The organism is Candidatus Ozemobacteraceae bacterium (genome assembly GCA_035373905.1).
Classification (GTDB): Bacteria; Muiribacteriota; Ozemobacteria; order Ozemobacterales; family Ozemobacteraceae; genus MWAR01.
On the sequence record DAOSOK010000060.1, the window covers coordinates 1 to 19226 of the forward strand.

Genomic DNA, 19226 nt, shown 5'->3' on the forward strand with positions numbered 1-19226 from the left:
TGGAGGAATTATATTTTACTCGTGATAGCTGTTGCCTAACATATGAGACGAGTAGATGTTCGATACCGTTCGCGCTGAAGTATCGAAGAATCACATGTCTCTCGCCCCATCGACAAGCTCAGGGCAAGCTCCGCCATCTCCAGGCGAGTGGAACATCGATGTTTATCGGCGGATGGGCTCTCACCCTTCGCCGAGAAGTCTCTTTACGGCGGCGACGGAAGCCTCGAACCGGTCTTCCCAGCCGCCGCGGATGATGACATACCGCCTGCCTCTCGCTTCGAGTTCCGATTTCATCCGTTCGAAAAACGCCTGCCGGTCGGCGAGAACGGGCTGATACCGCGCCCAGTCCCCCACCCAGGGAACGTCGCAGTCGAGCAGGAGATACAGATCGTGACACCGCACGTCGGCAAGTTCCCGGATCCACGCCGGGCACCTCCCCAGGATGATCTCGGCCCACAATACCGTCGTCAGCGTGTCGGTGTCGCAGACCAGCAGGCGGTTCGCCTGCCTCGCCAGCGCGTCTTCCGAGGCGGCCTGGCCGTGCGCGATCATCTCGAAGTCCGTCGCATCGCACGAGTCGGGTTTCGTTTCGAGCAGGTCGCGCGCGTATTCGTGGACGAAAACGGTGCCAAAATGCGCGGCAAGCCGCTTCCCGAGGGTCGACTTGCCCGCCGACTCGGGACCGACGATACAGACGCGCCTGACGAACCAGGGCCGCACGACCGGCGGAATAAACTCCCAGTGGGTCATCGGATCCTCGCGCACCTTCGTGCCCGACACCGGCACCAGGCCACGCGCGATGTTCACAGGCCAGAATTTCGCCCCGAGCGTTTCCGCCAGCTTCCAGCCGTAGGTTTCCGAGGCGAACAGGACGTCGGGCTCGGGGCAGAACCGCCGGATGCTGTCGCGCCAGATGTTCCAGAAATCCGGGTGTTCGTGCGGTTCCTGCGGGTTCTCGTCGGGGTTGTGGAGCACCTCGACGTCGGGAAACATCTCGCGCATCCACTCGAACCGCTTCCTGCCTGGAATCGGCTCGCGCTCGAGCGTGCAGACGAGCACCGTCAGCTTTTCCACGCACCGTCGCGCGAAATCGACGAGATACTGGTGTCCCAGGTGCGGCGGCAGGAACTTGCCGATGATCAGGCCGCGCGCAGGCTTTCTTCCTTCTTCCATGACCGTCTCCAGACGACATACCCGCTCGTCGCCATGACAAGGAACAGCGCATACAGCGCCGTCGTGGGCCACAGTTGCTTGAAGGCATACATGCCAACGCTGACGACATCGACGAAGATCCACAAAAACCAGCACTCGAGATACTTGCGCGTCATCAGATACTGCGCCGCGAGGCTGACGACCGTGGCCGTCGCGTCGACGTAGGGAAGCGCGGCATCGGTGCGCACGTGCATGAGGGTGCCCAGCGCCATCGAACCGACCGCCGCGGCCGAGATCCAGCCGGCGAACCGGCGTTTCCCCAGAAGGGTGATCGGCGGCTGGGGCCGGTCTTTTCCGCCGTACAGCCAGTGATACCAGCCCCAGAACTGGAGCACGACGTAGACGAACTGCAGCCCCATGTCGCTGTACAATTTCGCGTCCCAGAACACCTTCACGTACAGCGCGACGTTGACGATGCCGATCGGCCAGCACCAGACGTTCTCGCGGATGGTCAGCCAGACGTTGATGAAGCCGAGGAGAGCCGCGAAAAGTTCGATCCGGCTCATGCGGGAACTACCCTGCCTTCTCCCGCGGCGCCAGCCGGGCTTTCCACTCCGGCGACTCCCTGATCGCCATGCCGACGAGCCGCAGGCCTTCCCAGAGGTGGCTCGCGTCGAGTTTCACATGGGCCGAGCCGGGAGCGGGCAGGTCGGCATACCCGCGGCCGTCAGGGGCGGGCGTCACGCTCTCCCACCCCGCGAACAGCCGGCCCCACTCGCTGCGCTCGGCTTTCCGCAGGTGCCGTTTCGCGTTCAGCGGATACCAGACCAGGTCATGATATATAACGGATGCTACGTATGCCCACGGCGCCAGCCACGTCTTGAGCGACCACTCGAGCGGCCCCTTGAGGGGGCCCCAGTAGATGCGATGCTGGTTGCGCGAGGCGAACGTCATCTCCTTGAACGGGCCGTCGAAGTTCCAGTTCTGTTCGGCAGCATCTCTATCGCCGACGATTTTTATCTTCTTCGGGTCGCCGCAGCCGAGGCCGCGCTCGTGCGCGAGCCGGATGAACTTGCAGTCTTTGAGCGGATCGAAGCCCATCAGTTTCGCCGCGACCGCGTCGATGGCCACCTGGTCGGACGAAGCGAGAATGACGTTCTTCACATGTGGCACCATGCAGCGCGGCCCGGGGCCGTCGCCGGCGAACGTGCCGTCCATCACCGCGAACACGCCGCGATGGATCTTCTTCTGGATCATCAGCAGATCGACCAGCGTCTCGTGGATGACCGGGTGCGTCCAGTGGCGCCGCTCGTTCAGAAGGCCCCCGAACGCGTTCTTCATCGCCCCGGTCGTCGTGGTGAACACGTGCGTCTTCACGGTCGGCAGGTGAATTATATTCTCGCCTATAAATCGTTTGGGAATCGCGAACCCGTCGGGATACACCTCGTTCAGCACGAGGAATTCCTTCGTGAGATCGCCCACCGCATCACGGATGTCGATCCACTCGCCGCTCTCATACAGGTGCACGTTGCGCAGGCCGTGCGCGTTCACGACGTTGACCTGCTTGTTCTCTCGCTCGCCCAGGTGGGCGTCGATCACGACGGTGCGGTTGTGGCAGCCGTGGATCAGGTTGGGATCGTATCCGTCCGCCTTCATGGCCCGGATCACGCCTTCCAACTGCCAGGGTGTGGTCGATGCGGCCGGAAAGAAAAAATGCCACGAAATATTGATTTTGAGCGCCGTATCGACGGCCCGGTCGATCGTCTGCTGATACCCCGCGAGGTTCATCAGCTCGTGATAATCGGAAAGCACGGTGCGCGGGCTCGTGCGGAGAATGGCAACAGTCGATTCAGTCATATGATACTCCGGGAAAAGAGATGAAAATGCCTTCAGCGGGCCCGCAATGCACCGAGGAGACTCCGCGCCTCGACGGCAAGCGAAGGGGGCTGCCCGCCCTCGGTGTGCAGCATGAAGGCGGCGGCATCGGCAGCCGCCCGGCCCGTCTCGCGGGCAAGCGGACCGGTCTCGTTCAGTTGATCGCGGAGGGCGTCGAGGCTGCCGCGGTCGAGATCGGCCGTCACGCGGCCGGCGGCGGTTTTGCGGAAATGGTCGCGAAGCATCTCGTCCCACTGCGAGACAGCCGTGAAATCGAGATCGTCGTAGGCCGGAGAGAAGTTCGAGGCCTTCTCGGGGAAGTAGATCGCAAGCCCCGTCGCCGCCACCGGCATCGGCCAGCGGCCGGTCAGCCAGTCGGAGTCGTCCCCGCCCGGCGTTTCGCCGTTGTCCGTCGTGCCGGTCGTGCCGTTGGCGAGAATCGTGCGTTTGAAGCTCTCGTTGAACGCCGCGATGGCGCCGAGAACCGCCGGGTCCTTCATGTTCGATTTCAGGGTGTCGAACAGGTCCTTCAGATCGACGTTGTCGTAATACGAGAAATGCTCGGCCTTTTTCAGGGCCTCATTCAGCGCAGCCGCATGGTTGCCGGCCATGATCGCCCCGCAGAAACCGTCGAGCCGGTCTCTCAGTTCCGGCAGGAGGGCGGTGTCGAGCAGCGACATCGTCGTGCGCTTCACGATGCGGGTTCCGCTCCGCCCTCGGAGATCCCATGGACCATCCTGCGGAACGTCTTTACTGTAATGGATGCGGAACTCGTTGACGAGCGCCATTCCGAACTCGACGGGTCCCATGCCCGGCTTGAGGGCGCGCAGGACTTCGGTATAGGGATAGCCGTCGCCCGGTACGGTTTCTTCCGATGCGACGATGTAGTCGCAGGCGTCGCGCACGGCCCAGGCGACCTCGAACATCTGCATCAGGCAGGCATCCATGCAGAACAGGTCGATGTTCCGCCCCGCCGCGTCGCGGATCTCGCGCATCGCATCGCCGAGCTGGTTCGTCGTGATGTGATTGTTACTGGTATCGTCGTAGGAAATGCCCTTCAACGCGGCGCCCTTCAACTTCCAGCCGGCCCCGTGGTTCCAGACGACGAGCGCGTAATGCTTCGCCGGGAAGCGCGCCATCGCGGTTTTCGCAAACCGCACCAGCTCGCGCCAGTCGCCCATGTCGAGCTCGCCTTCGTCTGACAGCTTCGTGATGCGGCCTTTTTCGATGTGGTTCATCGTCGCGGGGCCGGCATACCGGTCGATCAGGGTGACGATATCGAGCCGGTCGCTGCTGCCGACGGCGGCCATCTCTTCCTGGTCGGCGACGCCGTACTCGTCGAGGTTGTTGTCGGCGTTGATGAACACCATGAAGGTCCATTCCTTCTCGGCAGCAAGGGCCATGCCCTGCGCCATACAGGCGAGGACGAACACCGTCACGAGAATCCGGGCGATCTGTTTCATCGTATCTCTCCCTCTTCGCAAAACGAACCGTTTTTTTCATGATACCACGCCCGACTTCTTTCATGACTCCTCTTGCGATCGGTTTTTCGTGCTCTTGACATTTTCAAACCAGTTAGTCTAAATATTCAAACTCTCAAGTTTAGTTTTTTACCACGGTTATTCCTGCACCGGAGACGATCCCCGATGGCGACACCCAGGCAGAAACAGCGCAACGAGCGCATGCTTCACGCTGCGCTCGACGAGTTTTCACGGCAGGGATACCACCAGGCGAGCGTCGACACGATCGCCCGCAAGGCGAAAGTCAGCAAGGCAACCATCTACAGCCATTTCGGAACCAAGGAAGCCCTGTTCCTCGCCGTGTTCGACCTCGTTCTGCACACCACGCTCCGCCCCCCCGCCATCGATCTGAATGTCATGTCTCTCGAGGACGGTGTTCGACAGGGCGTCCGGCAACTGTTCACACAGGTCGCCGACACGCCTGAAGCGCGCTTTTTCTTCCAGTGCATGACGTCCGACGCGGGGCTGCTGGATGAGGAGCTTCGCAACCATCTCGCGAACAGGTTCATCGCGGCGAGCCTCGGCGAGATGAAGGAGCTCGAAAAAGCCCAGAAGGCCGGCCTGGTTTCGCCCCATCTCAATATCGAACTCATTCACCACGCGCTCATCGGCATGGTACTCCAGGCCTTCCGGTTCTGGTGGTCACGCGAAAAGGTTCTCTCCGCCGATATCCTCGCGGACCAGCTATCGGAGTTTTTCCTGTTCGGCCTGGCCGGACCGCGTCCCTCCCCGGCTCCGTCGAAAGCCGCCCCGAAAATATATTCCAGGACGAATACAAAAAACAGAAGAGGCAAACATCCATGATCTCCCGCCATCTTGGTTTCAGGTTTCCCCGGCTCATCGCCCCGGCGTTCTCGCTGTTCCTGCTCGCATGCACCATGGGATCCGCTCAGACAGCGTCCGAGCCTTCAGTCCCGATATCATCGCCATCCGCCGAGCAAACTCCGCTCGAGTCGACGGTGACGGCGGATTCGCCCGGCACGGCCTCGGCAGCCGCCGTCATGACCCTGGCCGAGTGTCTCGCGTCGGCCCTCGACACGAATCCCGGCGTCCTGTCGGCGGAGGATGAAACCCGGGCTGCGAAGCAGCGCCTGAACAGGGCAAACAGCAATCTCCTCCCCCGGCTCAGGGCCGAGGAAACGTTCACGAACTTCCGCCACACGTCTGAGATCATGGGCATGCCGTTCGGGAAGGAACAGCTCCAGTTGAAAGGCATCAAGCTCTCCCAGCCGATCTACACCGGCGGCGCGCTCGAAAACGGCGTCAACGCCGCACGAGCGGGCGTGAACATTCAAAAGTATGCCGAAACCCGGCGCCGCGAGGACATGGCCCGCTCGGTCGCCGAAGCCTGGTTCGGCCTTCTGAGCGCCCGCGCCATGGAGGAAGTGGCATCGCAGGCCCTGTTCGACACGCTCGGTCACGAACGGCACGTGCGGAACATGCTCGAAGCTGGCGTTGCCGTCCGCGACGACCTCCTCAAGGTCCAGGTTTCCGTGCTCGAGCGCCGCGAGAACGTCGTAAAAGCCCGCAACGCCATCGACCTTGCGAAGGCGCGTCTGGAGATGCTGACCGGCCTTCCGATCGCCCCGGCCGCGATCCCCGTTCCCACGAACCCCGACACGACGCCGGAACTGAGCGAGGAGCACGCCGTCTCCCTCGCCACCCGCAGTCACCCCCTCCTTCGCGCCGCTCGAGAGGCGGTCCGCATCCAGGACTTCTCGGCGAAGGCCGCGAAGGGAGCCCTGTTGCCGAACGTCGCTCTCCAGTGGAACTGGAGCTCGGGCAACCAGTTCAACAACGCCCAGGACAACTGGGACGCCACCGTTTACGTCGGGCTGAACATATTCGACGCGGGAGAAACCCGCAGCAAGGTCCGCGAAGCCCGGGCCGCCAAAAGCAAGGCGACCCACGACCTCGAAGATCTCGAACGCAATATATTACTTGCTATTCACCAGGCGTTTCTCCGTATCGAGGAGGCGCGAGCCCGGCTCGACCTGTCGACCCAGGCTGAGGCGCAGGCCGCCGAATCTCTGCGCCTGACCGAAGAACGGTTCAAGGCCGGCGCCGTCACCTCCCAGCATCTGCTCGACGCCGAGTCGGCGCTCGTCTCGGCCCGTCAGCGCCGCGTCACCGCCGGCTTCGACCAGGCTCTCGCCCGCATCGCTCTCTGGCACGCCGCCGGCGGCCTCGAACACGCCCTTCTTCCCCTGAAATAGACGTTCTCACGTTTCGCCGTTCCCGAAGACCGACTTGCCAGGAGGCCCAATGACATCGCTTCCCAAAAACCAGCGAATAAAATATATATTATTTGCAATATTGTTGTTCGTCTTTCTCCACAACGGGTTTCTTTCTGCCGGGCCGTCGGGCGACCCGGTCCCCGTGACGCTCCTGACGCCCGCGATCGGTTCGGTCGAGTGGATCGAACGCACGACCGGGGAACTGGTCGCGCCCCAGCGCGCGACGCTCCAGCTCAAGGCATCCGGCTTCGTCGACCGCGTGCTGGTCCGCGAGGGTGACCGGGTCCGCAAAGGCCAGCCTCTCGCCGTGCTCGATCTCGAAGACGCTAACATCGCCCTCGACCAGGCCAAGACGGCCGTCACATCGGCCGAATCCCAGGTCGCCGCAGCCTCGGCTGCCCTCGAAACCGCCCGCGTCGCGAAGAAACAGGCGCAGATCCGCCTCGAAACCGCGACCCGCGATTTCGATCGCGCGAAGAGCCTCCGCGAGAAAGACACGATTCCCCAGCAGCAGTTCGACCAGATCGAAGGCCAGTTCAAGCTCGCCCAGAACGGCGTCGAGGTGGCCGACCGCCAGATCATGCAGGCCGAGGCGGCGCTGTCGGCGGCCAAAACCCTCGTCGCGACCGCGAACGTCGGCGTCCGCGCCGCCAGGCGCCGGCTCGACAACTCGACGCTCCTCGCGCCGTTCGACGGGCTGGTCACGTCGAAATCGCTCATGGAGCACGAGCCGAGCGACAGGCAAACCCTCACCCTCGTCGACGATTCGGAGCTCGAACTCCGCATCCGCCTTCCCGAGCGCGTTCTCCCATTCCTCACCCTCGGAGCCCGCGTGATCGTCCGTTCGCCGCTCGTGTCGGAACCGGTGATCACCGGCGTGAACACGATCATCCCGGCGATCGACCGCAAGACGCTGACGTTCGAAGCGATCGCCGTCATTCCGAATGCAGACCACAAGCTGAGCCACGGAGGCTACGCCGACGTCGACACGGTCGTCCGCGAGAACCTCGGAACCCGCATCGTGCCGGCAGGCATCGTGAGAATCACGAGTGACGGCACCGGGGCGACCCAGGGCGCCGCCCGATCCGGCTACGTCTTCACCGTTCGCGACGGAAAGGCCCATAAAACACCCGTGACGGTCGGCTTCTCGCGCGGCAACCGCATTTCCATCCTGTCCGGCCTCGCCAGCGACACGCCGATCGTCGACAGCGGCTTCGACCAGCTCGTCGACGGCGCGCCTGTCACGGTCGGGAACGAGGCCGCCCGATGATCCTCGCCGACACCGCCATCCGCCGGCCCGTCACCACGATCATGGCCTTCCTGGCCGTGGCGCTGTTCGGCATCCTCTGCTACCGCGACCTCGGGGTCGACGAGTTCCCCGAGGTCGAGTTCCCGACCGTCACCGTCACCTGCGTCTACCGCGGCGCCAGCCCGGAAACCCTCGAGTCGAAGGTCGTCGACAAGATCGAGGAGCAGATCGCCGCGCTCAGCGGCATCGAGAGCGTCCGTTCCATCTGCTCGGAAAATATAGCCCGCGTTATTGCCGAGTTCAAGCTCGACCGGAACATCGACGTCGCCGCCCAGGACGTGCGGGACAAGGTCGCGGCGATCCGAAGCCAGCTTCCCGAGGCGATGGAGTCGCCGGTCATCGAAAAGTTCGACACCGGCGCCGTCCCGATCATGTCGCTCACGATTTCCGGGCCCCTGTCGGCCGCCGAGCTGTCGAAATACGCGAAGGACGTGGTGAAAAGCCGCCTTCAGAGCATTTCCGGCGTGGGCTCGATCCGGGAGATCGGCGTCAGGGAGCGGGAGATCAAGATCTGGATCGACAACGACCGGCTGAACGGGCACAATCTGACCGCCGCCGAGGTCGTCCAGGCCGTCCGGTCGAAGAACATCGAGATCCCGGCCGGCAAGATCGAGGACGAGCGGCGCGAGTTCGTCGTGAAAACCATGGGCGAACTCGCCGACGTCGAGGCGTTCAGCCGCCTGACGATCGCGACGGTGGACGGCACCCCCATCACGCTGGGCGAAGTCGCCCAGGTCGAGGACGCCATCGAGGACGAGCGGTCGGTGGGCCTGGTGAGCGGCCAGCCCATCGTCGGCCTGCAGATCCAGAAACAGTCCGGGGCCAACGCCGTGAAGGCGGCTCATCTCGTCAAGGAAGCCATCGCCGAACTCAATCGCAGCGCCCCGAAAGGCGTCGAGATCGGCATGACGATCGATACCACCCCCTTCGCCGAAGAGTCCATCCGCGCGACGATGGTCGACATCGTCATCGGCGGCGTCCTGGCCGTCCTGGTCATCCTCGTGTTCCTGCGGAACCTGCGCTCGACGCTGATCTCGGCCCTGGCGATCCCGACCTCGCTCCTCGCGGCGTTCGGCATCATGCGCATCCTGGGCCTGACGCTGAACGTCATGACGACGATGGCTCTTTCGCTCTCGATCGGTCTGCTGATCGACGATGCGATCGTCGTCATCGAGAACATCTACCGGCATCTGCGCATGGGCAAGCGGCCGGAACAGGCGGCGGGCGAAGCGACCGAGGAGATCGGCCTGGCCGTGACGGCGACCACCTTCTCGCTCGTGGCCGTGTTTTTGCCCGTTGCGCTGATGAGCGGCATCGTCGGCCGGTTCCTGTACCATTTCGGCATCACCGTCACCGCGACCGTGCTCGTCTCGCTCGTCGTCAGCTTCACCCTGACCCCCATGCTTGCGGCCCGCTACCTCGAGAGCGAAGAGCACGAGAACCGCGTGGCGCGGCTTCTCGGCCGCATGCTCGACCTGCTCGACGAGGCCTATCGCCGCATCCTCGTCCTCGTGCTGGACCATCGCCGGACCGTTCTGGCGGCCGGCATCGGCGTCATCGCCCTGCTCTTCGCCCTCGCGGGCAGGATGAATTTCGAGTTCAAGCCTCAGATGGACAAGAGCCTGTTTCTGGTGAACTTCCGGACCCCGACGGGAACATCGCTCGAAGGCTCGAAGCGCATCGCGAAGGCGGTCGAGGAGAAGATTCTCGAGCCGATCAGGCAGCACGTGGCCACATCCCTTTCGACCGTTGCGGCAGATCCTCTCGAGGATCCGACGAAATGTTCGATCACCGTCACCCTCCTCCCCCGCGACCGGCGGCCGGACGCCTCACAGACCGTGCTGATGGAGCGGGTCAGGAAGGTCCTGGGCGGCATCCCGGGCATCGAGCGCTGTTCCGTCGAGGAGCATGACCCGATGGCCGCCGGCATGGGCATGGCCAACCAGCAGATCACCTACTCGCTCCTGGGACCCGACATGACGGTGCTTGGCGATCTTGCGGACAAACTCACCGCCTGGATGAAGCAGGCGGGCGGCTTCGTCGACATCGCCGACACCCGCGAGCCGGGAAAACCAGAACTGCGCGTCCAGCTGCAGCGCGACCGCATGGAGGTGTTGGGCGTCAACGTCGGAATGCTGGCAACGACGCTGAACCTCCTCGTTGGCGGCCAGCAGGCCATTTCCCAGTTCAAGGAAGCGGGAAAGCAGTATGACGTGAAGATGCGCCTGATGAAGGCGTTCCGCGAGACCCCCGAAAGCCTGCCGAACCTGATGGTGCGCACGATCGACGGGATGCGCACCGTTCCGCTCTCGAACGTCACCGAGCTGTCGATCAGCCCGGGCGCGGCGACGATCAATCGCTTCAACCGCGCCCGCGAGGTGCGAATCGGCTGCAATCTCGAAGGGAAGGCGCAGGGGGCGGCCATGAGCGAGTTCGTCGCCGAGGCGAACAAGCTGTTTCCCCCCGGGTATCGGGGCCAGTTCCAGGGCCTGGCGAAGACGAGCGAGGAGACAACGCAGAACATGGCGTTCGCCGCCGCCATCGCGGCCATTCTCGTCTATATGCTGCTCGCATCGCAGTTCGAGAACTTCCTGCACCCGCTCACGATCATGACCTCGGTGCCTCTCGGCGTGGTCGGGGCGATCGCGGCGCTCCTGTTGACTCAGGCGAGAGTCGACATCATGACCATGATCGGGTTTCTGATGCTGATGGGCCTCGTCGTGAAGAACGGCATCCTACTCGTCGAGTTCATCAACCAGCAGCGCCACCGCGGGATGAGCCGCCGCGAGGCGATTCTCTCGGCCGGCCCGATCCGTCTGCGGCCGATTCTGATGACCAGCGCCTGCATGATCGGCGGCATGATCCCGCCTGCCATCGCGACCGGCCCCGGCTCGGAAATGCGCGTCGGCATGGCGATCGCCGTCATCGGCGGCCTGATCACCTCGACCTTCCTGACCCTGCTGTTCGTGCCCGTCATCTACGAGCTTCTCGAAGACATCTGCTCCTTCTTCGGCATCAGGGCGTTCAGGGAGCATGTCGTCCAGGCAGGGCAGGAATCACGAAGCCCCGATCGACATTGAGGGGCGACGAATGCCAGCCATGAACACTCCACCTGTCCCCGGCGCGCCGCCCGTATGGCGGGCCCTTCCGGGCGGCATCTGGGCGATGGGCTTCGCCTCGCTGTTCATGGACATGTCGTCGGAGCTGATCCACAGCCTGCTGCCCGTGTTCATGGTCACCACCCTCGGCACCTCGATGGTCACCGTCGGCATCATCGAAGGCGTCGCAGAAGCGACCGCCTCCATCATGAAAGTGTTCTCGGGGGCGCTCAGCGACTACTTCGGCAGGCGCAAGCACCTGATGCTTGTCGGATACGGCCTCGCCGCCTTCACCAAGCCGATCTTCCCGCTTGCCAACGCCATCGGCTGGGTGTTTGCGGCTCGTTTTATCGACAGAGTCGGGAAAGGGATCCGCGGAGCCCCGCGCGATGCGCTGGTTGCCGACATCACCCAGCCCCATCTGCGCGGCGCCGCCTACGGCCTTCGCCAGGCGCTCGACTCGGTCGGTGCCCTGCTCGGCCCGCTGCTGGCGGTCCTGCTCATGGCGCGGTTCGCGAACGACATCCGCCAGGTCCTCTGGATCGCGGTGATTCCGGCGTTCGTCTGCGTTCTTCTCCTGGCGGCGTATGTCCATGAACCCGAGCGCGCGTCCGAAGCACTTCCCGGCGGGAAAAAGCTCCGACTGGCTGACGCTGGGAGACTTCCCTGGCACTACTGGCTCGTCGTCCTTCTCGGGGCGATCCTGACGCTCGCCCGGTTCAGCGAGGCGTTTCTCGTTCTGCGGGCACAGGATGTCGGACTCGCCGCCGGCCATGTCCCGATCGTATTGATCGTGATGAACCTCTTCTACGCCGGGGCGGCCTACCCGGCAGGAATCGCCGCAGACCGCCTCAGCCGCCGTTCCCTGCTTCTCGCCGGGCTGGCTTTCCTGGTCGTCGCCGATCTCGTCCTTGCCGCAGCGGGATCTCCTGCGGCCGTCTTCGTCGGAGCCGCGCTGTGGGGACTGCACATGGCCTTCACCCAGGGTCTGCTGGCGAAACTGGTCGCCGACACCACTCCGCCGGAACTCGTCGGCACAGGCTTCGGCATCTTCAACCTGGTCAGCGGCCTCGCGCTGGTGCTGGCCAGCGCCATCGCAGGTTCGCTCTGGAGTTCGCTGGGCCCCTCGGCCGCGTTCCTCGCAGGGGCAGCGTTTACGATCGTCGCGGCCGCCGGGCTGGCCCTTGTTCCGTCGAGGGTGCGACCCGCCTGATACCGATTCCGGCGTGTCGAGCGCGAATGCCCTGCTACCGTTCGTGCCGAGCCCGTCGAAGCGCGAACCGTCGCTCGCCGATGTTTCCCCCGTTCGCCCTTCGACAGGCTCAGGGTGAACGGAGGTGGGCATCTGCCAGATATTCAGGAGCAGAGCAGATGAACTCGCGACGCCATTCTTCCCTTGACAAGACGTTTCAAAATGCGAATCGTTTGTAGTGAGGGGTGAAAAGAGAGGAGATGAGAGGCTATGTTCAAACTCGAGTTTTCCGAAGAGGATCTGGCCCTGCTGAAATCTATGCTCTCGAGGGAGATAGCTGACACCCGCGTCGAGATTCACCACTGCCGCAACATGTCCCAGTTCCAGGATGCTCTCAAGGCTCGCGAAGCCGAACTTCACTCCCTGCTCGACAAAGTCATGAGGCTGCTCCCCACCTGACGGCTTCCTTCACGAAACCGCTTTCTCCGATCGGATTTCCCGATAAACAAGGTTCAACATGCGACGCATTTCAACTCCGGGCACACGCCCGGATTTTTTTCTTTCATCATCGCTCCCGTCTGCTTGTCGGGAATACGACGTTACTGCTCGTCGCAAAAGGAACACGGCACTCATCCCGTATACTCGTATACTCGATGCCGTTCGTGCTGAGCTTGTCGAAGCACGAAAGCTCTCGCCCTTCGACAAACTCAGGGCGAACGGCCGTACCATGTCAGGTAGCATACGATATATTTCACACGCTATAGTTGTCGCCTAACATATGAGACGAGTATTAGCGGCAGCCGGGCCAGGTCATCCACCCGGGCCGCCGGTCGACGGCGAGGTTTGCGCCCTTACCCGAGGGAATCTTCGTGCAGGCCGAAAAGGAACCCGATGAAGATATAACTGAAGCTGAACAGATACAGCGCGAGGTGCCCGTTGAACATGGCGATCAGGGTAACCTGGCCGGCGACGCAGGCGCGAAAATTGGTGGCGTTCGAGAAGTAGGCTTTGGGGCCGACGGGGTTCCGATAGAAGCGGATCGCGGTCCAGAATTGCAGGAAGATGGTCATGACCCCGCAATAGATGAAATACTCGGTGTATCGAAAGGAGAATGCCCCGAGAGCCCTTGCCGCAAAAAAGCAGATGGTCGGCAGAAACGCGCCAACGAGGCCGACGACCCTGGCCTTCTCGATCCCGTGACGAACGATGAACGTGTCCTTCCCGGCGGCCTTGTCGCCTTCGTAATCCTTGAAATACGTGAAGTAGGTCATCAGCCCGTTCATCAGCGCGACGAGAAACAGGCCGGCCACCCGCGAGCGGTCGAACAGGGGGCCGCTCAGCATCGGCCCCGCGGCGAGGAAACCGTACAGGCTGCAGTTGGAGATCATCACGCCGAATACCACGTTGGCCCACAACCCCCAGGCTTTGCTGTAGTTGTAAAGGAAATTCATCAGGAACCCGAGGGTCAGCGGAACCAGCGACCAGGGATTCAGGAACCAGGAAATGACGGCGGCGATGCCCATGAGCACGCTCGACAGGGTCAGCGCCCAGGTGACGTTCAGCTCGCCGGTCACCATCGGCCGGTTCGGGGCGTTGATCCGATCTTCTGGAAGCCCCAACCAGTCGTTGAAGATCTGGTTGACGCCCCAGCTCAAAAAAAGGATCACCAGCGCAATGGCACCGTACACATAATCGTCCCCAGTGATCTCGAGTCCTTCCCGGGTCTTGGCCCAGAAATAGAACGAAACGCCGATCCACCCGGCGATGCCGGTGATGAACGAGTAATACAGCCGCATCGTCTTGATATAGGCAATGATAAATGTCATGATATTTTTCATGTTTCCTCCACGGAGAGGCGCAAGCCAATCCGGCCGCGAATCCCGGCCATCATATCATTGTCCGGGAATATCTGTCGCCCGGGGCAACATCACACACGGCCCGGATTGCTTCGACCCCGCGGGCATCGGGAAGCCGGCCTCATCGCCGGTCGAATCAGCGGCAGGGCTCGGGGCAGTACCTCGATAGAGGCGGGAAGCCGGCCGCGCGGGTCGCCGTCGTATTCCACCTCGCGGGCATCGCCCTGGTCCGGAATCTCGACCCGGCGTGCGAAGATGGGCGGGAATCGCCGGGTGATCGTCCCGGTATAGATCGACGGCAGAATGGCGAAAAGACGTGCCCGGGAAATTCCGAACAGGGGCAGGGCATACATCTTCCCGTCATCCGGGGCGATCTCGAGACTCAGTTTGATTCCGGAAGCCACGAGCGGGCTCTTCCCGACGAACAGGTTGAACAGTCCGGGGAAAACCGCCTCGCGGCCGTCGATCTGAACGCGCAGATCCGGGGGCCGATAGGAAGCCAGGGCGTGCAGAAGCGCCAGCAGCGTGCCGAGTCTGTCGCCCCACCTCTTGCGAAGCCCGGAGTTGGCGCCGCGGGCAACCGCGGCACCGAGGCCAAAATTCGCGCAGCAACTGAAGATGCGGTGAACCGTGGTTTCTTCGGCCGGATGGCGATGGACGATTCGGCAGAGATCGACCGGGCGCGGCGCCCCATTCAGCAGGAGATCGACGGCGGCAACGGTGTCGAGCGGGATGCCGTGATACCCGCAAAAATCGGGGCTGGTGCCGGTGTAGATCACCCCGAACGCCGCGAGAGCGGTGCGCGATTCGGCGTCGAACAGGCCGTTGACCACCTCGTTGATCGTGCCGTCGCCGCCGACCGCGACCACGACCTCGAACCCATCACGGGCCGCCTGCCGGGCCAACCGCACGGCATCGCCGTCCCCGCGGGTCAGGGCGAAATCGTAGTCGACGCCGCGCGCATCGAGGGTCTCGAACAGGAGCGGCCAGGAATGGCGCGCCTGGAAAGAGCGCGACGAGGGGTTGAGGACCAGGAAATACCGCGGCATGTCTCAGTCGGGCTTGTACAGGTTCATGCGGCGGTACAGGTCGGTCGGAGATCCCTTGTTCCAGGTTTCAACCAGTTTCTCGGTGAATTCCCTGGGAACGGGGGTCTTGCGGAGCCCCTTGTCGACGATGGTCTTGTGAATGGAACCCGCTTCCGTGGCGCAGAGCCAGCGCGTTCCCGGTTGCCGGAACTGGCGGCGCATCCGGGCGAAGATGGTTTTGAACCCCTCTTCCTGGACGTTTCCGAACGAGACGTTGAGGAACTCGCAGGGCTGCACCTCCCCGTTGGCGTTGAGGTAGAAGCGGTCGACGCCGCCGGCGGTGCAGCCGAAGTGGCACGGCGACTCTTCGAAAACCTGAACCGACGCGGACGGGTGGCCCGCAAACGCTCCCGGCGAGTTGTACTGCAGGTGCAGCCGGCGCAGCTTGCGAATCTTCTCCCGAGCCGAGATCATCTCGTCCTGCTTGCCCAGCCAGGCTCCGGCCGATTTGCCGTGGATGATCTGCACGAACGAGCACCCCCACTCGCGGGCGACGTCCATGACGCGCTCGACCCCGTCGCGAGCGAAAAGTTCCTCGGTCGGGCAACTGTTGAGGGCGACGGTGATGCCGGCCTCGTTGAACATCCGGGCCGCCTCTTTTGCGATCCCGAACGAACCGGGGAACCTCGTGAACGCGTCGTAATCGACGGGATCCGGGGTGTGCAGGGAAATCATCACGCCAAAGACGCCGGCTTCCTTCATGCGCCGCGCCATCTCGGGGGTCAGGCCCTCGCCCGTGGTGTTGACCCAGATCTCGCGCCGCCCGTCGAAGGCGGTGAGAAGGTCCATCAGCCGTTCGAATCTCAGAAGTGGCTCGCCGCCTTCGATGTCGAACATGGTGACGCCGATCTCCTGCATCTCGCGGGCGACCTTCTTCAACAGCTCGATCTCGATATCCGCGCCCCCGTCGTTTCGCTGGTAGCAGTGCGGGCACTTGTAGCGGCAGGCCTTGGTGATCGAGAAGACGACCGTAAGCGGGCCCGGGTCGGGGCGGATGAACTTCTCGAAGGACTCCCAGAACGCCGGCGACGGATAGGCCGGAAGATACAACTGCATCTTGTACAGTTCGCCGACCTGGACGACCTTGTTCCGGACCATGACCTTCAGCAGCAGAAGCGAGCGATAGAGCAGCTTCACGAACGCGACCGGCCCGAGCCGCCCGCGAAGCGTTTCCCCGAGATATCGCAGAAACACATGCACGACCACGCGCAGATACAACGCCAGCTTGGGAAACCCGGTCAGAAAGATGGGTTTCAGCATACGCTCCTCCTCGCTCCCCTCATACGATTGATTCCTGCAGAATGAAAGCCACCCGTTCGCCCTGAGCCTGTCGAAGGGCGAAATGAGGAATCATCTGCAAGGGCTGTTCGTGCTTCGACAAGCTCAGCACGAACGGAGACATGAAGCTGGTTTTGATATGCAGGACTCAATATTGAGTCCATAAGTCGTGTCTTAGATGCCTTTTGAGTTCATGCGGATTTGGCGAACTGGAATGAGGTCATACTTTTGTTTTCATTAGCATACCATATTTAGAAAATGGCATGGCAAAAACTGAGCAGCTGCTATAGTAGGGTAACAAGTAACAAGTAGAAACAATTACTTTATGACTAACATTTTGCCATTTGTTGGCAAATATACCTTGGAATTAGCAGAAACCGGCATAGAGTAATTTGAAAATGATTCGCCACCGGCGGAGAAAGTTTCCTTAACTTCGCCAGTAAGCAATGATTGGAATTTCACGGCTCTGTCGTTGAAATTTGGTACAACAACATATTTCTCAACACCGGCACTGTAAAAACCGACTCCGCCCCAATACCAATCGGCTACATCTTTATCCCGCTTCCATACGATAGCGCCGGTTTTGGCATTAAGACAAAACAATCTGTCGCACTTCGAAGGAGCAATCAAATAGAAATTACCATTTGATTCTTCGAGGTTTAGCCGAGAATGAATAACGCCAGCTTCCCAACCACCTTCATATGGCGTGAAAGAAGTGTCAAGACGCCATTTGAAGCTGCCGGTTCGGCTGTTAACACACACAATGCTAGGTTCATGACTGCCGATAAAGATTTCAATAATGCCGTCATTATCGACATCTTTAAAAACCGGACCGGATTCAATTTTATTATTCATTTGAACGGACCATATTTGAGAACCATCTGAAGGCTTCAGAGCATATATTTTATTATCACCGTGGGTCCCACAGGCGATAATTTCCTTTTTTCCATCATTGTCTATATCAATTGCTAGAATATCGGAGTGAACAGCTTGCATGCTCTTGGACCAGAGGGTTTGACCGGTTTTCCCATTTATCGCATATAACGTGTTTACCGTGCCGAAAACAGCGTCTTGATAACCATCACCATTAAGGTCTGTAACTGCCGGGGCACAAGCCATATCCCCACCAGCAGAAACTTCCCATAACGCCGTATGAGTTTTGCCATCAATAGCAGTCATTAGCCCTCTTAACGGGACAACAACATCCTTCGTCCCGTCGCCGTTGACATCACCCAACTGGCAGCCGGGTATGACACCAAAATAGCCGTCCCCAAACGGACCTTCGCCTTTGAATGACCAGGATAGCGCATCTTTTGTCGTATCAAAGCACACCAGGTAGCCACCTTCGAAATGAACATAAATATTGGTGCCATCGACAGTGGGCTTCGATGCCTGTGAACCTAAGAGAGAAACGAATGAAACTGTTTTTCCGGAGGGCTGGGGATCGCTTGGAGGCACATTAACCGAGTTGGTTTCGGTATGAAAAACCACCACCTTTTTTGCGGTTTGATTGTCTCTTGAAATAGCTTGAATAGTAACAGTAAACGTTGAGTTATCATTGAGACTACCAAGATCAAAATTGTGGCTTGTTTTATATTCACCAATCATTGTTTCAACTGAAATTCCTTGTGGTTCAGTCATTGACAATGTGATATTAGCTCTAGAATCAATATCAGTCTGCCAAGAAACCCAGTAATGAAGGTTATCATTTTTCACAATTGCGTTCGAAATCACAGGTGGGACCGATACCTGGGGAGTAGTTGGTTGGGATTGACTCGAATCTACGGGTGATAACACGAGATTAAAATTTGTTACCTGGCCGACACCGAAGGATAGTGTTGCCGCAAAATCAGTGAACCCATCTTTTTTAAAACTTACTTCCCAGCTTCCTGCAGGCATATTAAACACTTGATAATTACCATTTGAATCAGATGTGGAAATCTGATCCCACACTTTAACAGTAACACCCTGAACAGGATCGCCACTTGGTTTTGAAATCTTTCCACTGACAGAGTTAGAAGCTGCAACAATGGTTATGCTTTGAATTTCAACTATCTGAAGTTTGACCACAACAATGGCCCCACTTCTCATTTTATAAGATTTACCATCTGATTCCTTACGGCTTATTACGTTGTGCGTACCTTCTGGAACATTTTCTAAAATGAAATTTCCTTCTGCATCAGATATTGTTTTCTTCGAAGTATCGCTTTCAAGGAATACTTCAGCGCCTGGAACTCCTACGACGCCTGAGTCTGACAAAATCGAGCCCTTCTGGCTTTCCGAAATAATACCGTTCGAAGTGATTTTACCTTTAATTGCACCCGTGTTTTCCTGGAAGGTGATGCCTGACCCAACAGCACCACCACCTCCTCCTCCGCCACCACCACAGCCAAACAGCGTAAAAGCGGCAATGGCCAAGACAAGCAGAAGGTAAACACGAGACTGTTTCATTTCAACCCTCCGAGATAATGATCGATATAATATTAACCATTGATCACAATCATGCAATTTTATATTCAATATACGCCCCAATTTAACACTGATAAAAGGATGGGGCAAATTATATTTTTGGTTCATCCGACTAAAGCGTACTTTGTCTCATGAAGAGCCATGATCTTGAG

General features: G+C 60.3%; 14 protein-coding genes. 6 read left to right on the forward strand and 8 right to left on the reverse strand.

Annotated elements, in window-relative coordinates:
* Positions 1-180: 180 nt before the first annotated feature.
* From PLU72_19330 to PLU72_19345, 4 genes are read right to left on the reverse strand one after another with little or no spacing between them, the layout of a single operon-like run.
* A complete protein-coding gene (locus PLU72_19330; protein HOT30334.1) occupies positions 181-1173 on the reverse strand; it encodes an AAA family ATPase in 993 nt (330 codons plus the stop codon).
* On the reverse strand, positions 1140-1718 hold the full coding sequence (gene pnuC, locus PLU72_19335) for a nicotinamide riboside transporter PnuC (protein ID HOT30335.1): 579 nt from the start codon (positions 1716-1718) through the stop codon (positions 1140-1142). Before pnuC ends, PLU72_19330 begins: the two co-directional genes overlap by 34 nt.
* A 7-nt stretch (positions 1719-1725) precedes the next feature.
* Positions 1726-3009 carry a DUF362 domain-containing protein gene (locus PLU72_19340; protein ID HOT30336.1) on the reverse strand — a complete coding sequence of 428 codons (1284 nt, stop codon included), beginning with the start codon at positions 3007-3009 and terminating at the stop codon, positions 1726-1728.
* Between the two features lie 32 nt (positions 3010-3041).
* Entirely contained in the window at positions 3042-4490 is a 1449-nt protein-coding gene (locus PLU72_19345; GenBank protein ID HOT30337.1) for a clostripain-related cysteine peptidase, read from the reverse strand.
* 183 nt (positions 4491-4673) lie between these two features.
* Between PLU72_19345 and PLU72_19350 the strand changes: the two genes are divergently transcribed.
* The 6 genes from PLU72_19350 (at position 4674) to PLU72_19375 (ending at position 12842) form a co-directional block, all read left to right on the forward strand.
* The gene (locus PLU72_19350) at positions 4674-5351 is read left to right on the forward strand and encodes a TetR/AcrR family transcriptional regulator (GenBank protein ID HOT30338.1); all 678 of its coding nucleotides are present in this window, start codon (positions 4674-4676) and stop codon (positions 5349-5351) included.
* Complete coding sequence (locus PLU72_19355; GenBank protein ID HOT30339.1) at positions 5348-6763, forward strand: TolC family protein; 1416 nt, start codon at positions 5348-5350, stop codon at positions 6761-6763. The genes PLU72_19350 and PLU72_19355 overlap by 4 nt, the downstream gene beginning before the upstream one ends.
* Before the next feature lie 49 nt (positions 6764-6812).
* Positions 6813-8054 carry an efflux RND transporter periplasmic adaptor subunit gene (locus PLU72_19360; GenBank protein HOT30340.1) on the forward strand — a complete coding sequence of 414 codons (1242 nt, stop codon included), beginning with the start codon at positions 6813-6815 and terminating at the stop codon, positions 8052-8054.
* Entirely contained in the window at positions 8051-11173 is a 3123-nt protein-coding gene (locus PLU72_19365; protein ID HOT30341.1) for an efflux RND transporter permease subunit, read from the forward strand. Before PLU72_19360 ends, PLU72_19365 begins: the two co-directional genes overlap by 4 nt.
* 19 nt (positions 11174-11192) lie before the next feature.
* On the forward strand, positions 11193-12404 hold the full coding sequence (locus PLU72_19370) for an MFS transporter (protein HOT30342.1): 1212 nt from the start codon (positions 11193-11195) through the stop codon (positions 12402-12404).
* A gap of 249 nt (positions 12405-12653) precedes the next feature.
* Positions 12654-12842 (forward strand): hypothetical protein, encoded by a 189-nt coding sequence (locus tag PLU72_19375; protein HOT30343.1) that lies wholly within the window; start codon positions 12654-12656, stop codon positions 12840-12842.
* A gap of 392 nt (positions 12843-13234) precedes the next feature.
* On the opposite strand, the gene PLU72_19380 is transcribed toward PLU72_19375, so the two are convergent.
* From PLU72_19380 to PLU72_19395, 4 genes are all read right to left on the reverse strand, one after another.
* The gene (locus tag PLU72_19380) at positions 13235-14209 is read right to left on the reverse strand and encodes a UbiA family prenyltransferase (protein ID HOT30344.1); all 975 of its coding nucleotides are present in this window, start codon (positions 14207-14209) and stop codon (positions 13235-13237) included.
* A 101-nt stretch (positions 14210-14310) separates the two neighbouring features.
* Positions 14311-15288: a diacylglycerol kinase family protein gene (locus PLU72_19385; protein ID HOT30345.1), complete on the reverse strand. Its 978-nt coding sequence runs from the start codon at positions 15286-15288 to the stop codon at positions 14311-14313.
* Between the two features lie 3 nt (positions 15289-15291).
* Positions 15292-16587 (reverse strand): radical SAM protein, encoded by a 1296-nt coding sequence (locus PLU72_19390; protein HOT30346.1) that lies wholly within the window; start codon positions 16585-16587, stop codon positions 15292-15294.
* A gap of 336 nt (positions 16588-16923) precedes the next feature.
* Positions 16924-19056, reverse strand: coding sequence for a PQQ-binding-like beta-propeller repeat protein (locus tag PLU72_19395; protein ID HOT30347.1), 2133 nt, complete (start codon positions 19054-19056; stop codon positions 16924-16926).
* Between the last annotated feature and the right edge of the window lie 170 nt (positions 19057-19226).

Bases quoted from the DNA above. Each gene is read 5' to 3' on its own strand.
- PLU72_19330 (HOT30334.1), bottom strand. From the start codon at position 1,173: ATGGAAGAAGGAAGAAAGCCTGCGCGCGGCCTGATCATCGGCAAGTTC.
- pnuC (HOT30335.1), bottom strand. From the start codon at position 1,718: ATGAGCCGGATCGAACTTTTCGCGGCTCTCCTCGGCTTCATCAACGTC.
- PLU72_19340 (HOT30336.1), bottom strand. From the start codon at position 3,009: ATGACTGAATCGACTGTTGCCATTCTCCGCACGAGCCCGCGCACCGTG.
- PLU72_19345 (HOT30337.1), bottom strand. From the start codon at position 4,490: ATGAAACAGATCGCCCGGATTCTCGTGACGGTGTTCGTCCTCGCCTGT.
- PLU72_19350 (HOT30338.1), top strand. From the start codon at position 4,674: ATGGCGACACCCAGGCAGAAACAGCGCAACGAGCGCATGCTTCACGCT.
- PLU72_19355 (HOT30339.1), top strand. From the start codon at position 5,348: ATGATCTCCCGCCATCTTGGTTTCAGGTTTCCCCGGCTCATCGCCCCG.
- PLU72_19360 (HOT30340.1), top strand. From the start codon at position 6,813: ATGACATCGCTTCCCAAAAACCAGCGAATAAAATATATATTATTTGCA.
- PLU72_19365 (HOT30341.1), top strand. From the start codon at position 8,051: ATGATCCTCGCCGACACCGCCATCCGCCGGCCCGTCACCACGATCATG.
- PLU72_19370 (HOT30342.1), top strand. From the start codon at position 11,193: ATGAACACTCCACCTGTCCCCGGCGCGCCGCCCGTATGGCGGGCCCTT.
- PLU72_19375 (HOT30343.1), top strand. From the start codon at position 12,654: ATGTTCAAACTCGAGTTTTCCGAAGAGGATCTGGCCCTGCTGAAATCT.
- PLU72_19380 (HOT30344.1), bottom strand. From the start codon at position 14,209: ATGACATTTATCATTGCCTATATCAAGACGATGCGGCTGTATTACTCG.
- PLU72_19385 (HOT30345.1), bottom strand. From the start codon at position 15,288: ATGCCGCGGTATTTCCTGGTCCTCAACCCCTCGTCGCGCTCTTTCCAG.
- PLU72_19390 (HOT30346.1), bottom strand. From the start codon at position 16,587: ATGCTGAAACCCATCTTTCTGACCGGGTTTCCCAAGCTGGCGTTGTAT.
- PLU72_19395 (HOT30347.1), bottom strand. From the start codon at position 19,056: ATGAAACAGTCTCGTGTTTACCTTCTGCTTGTCTTGGCCATTGCCGCT.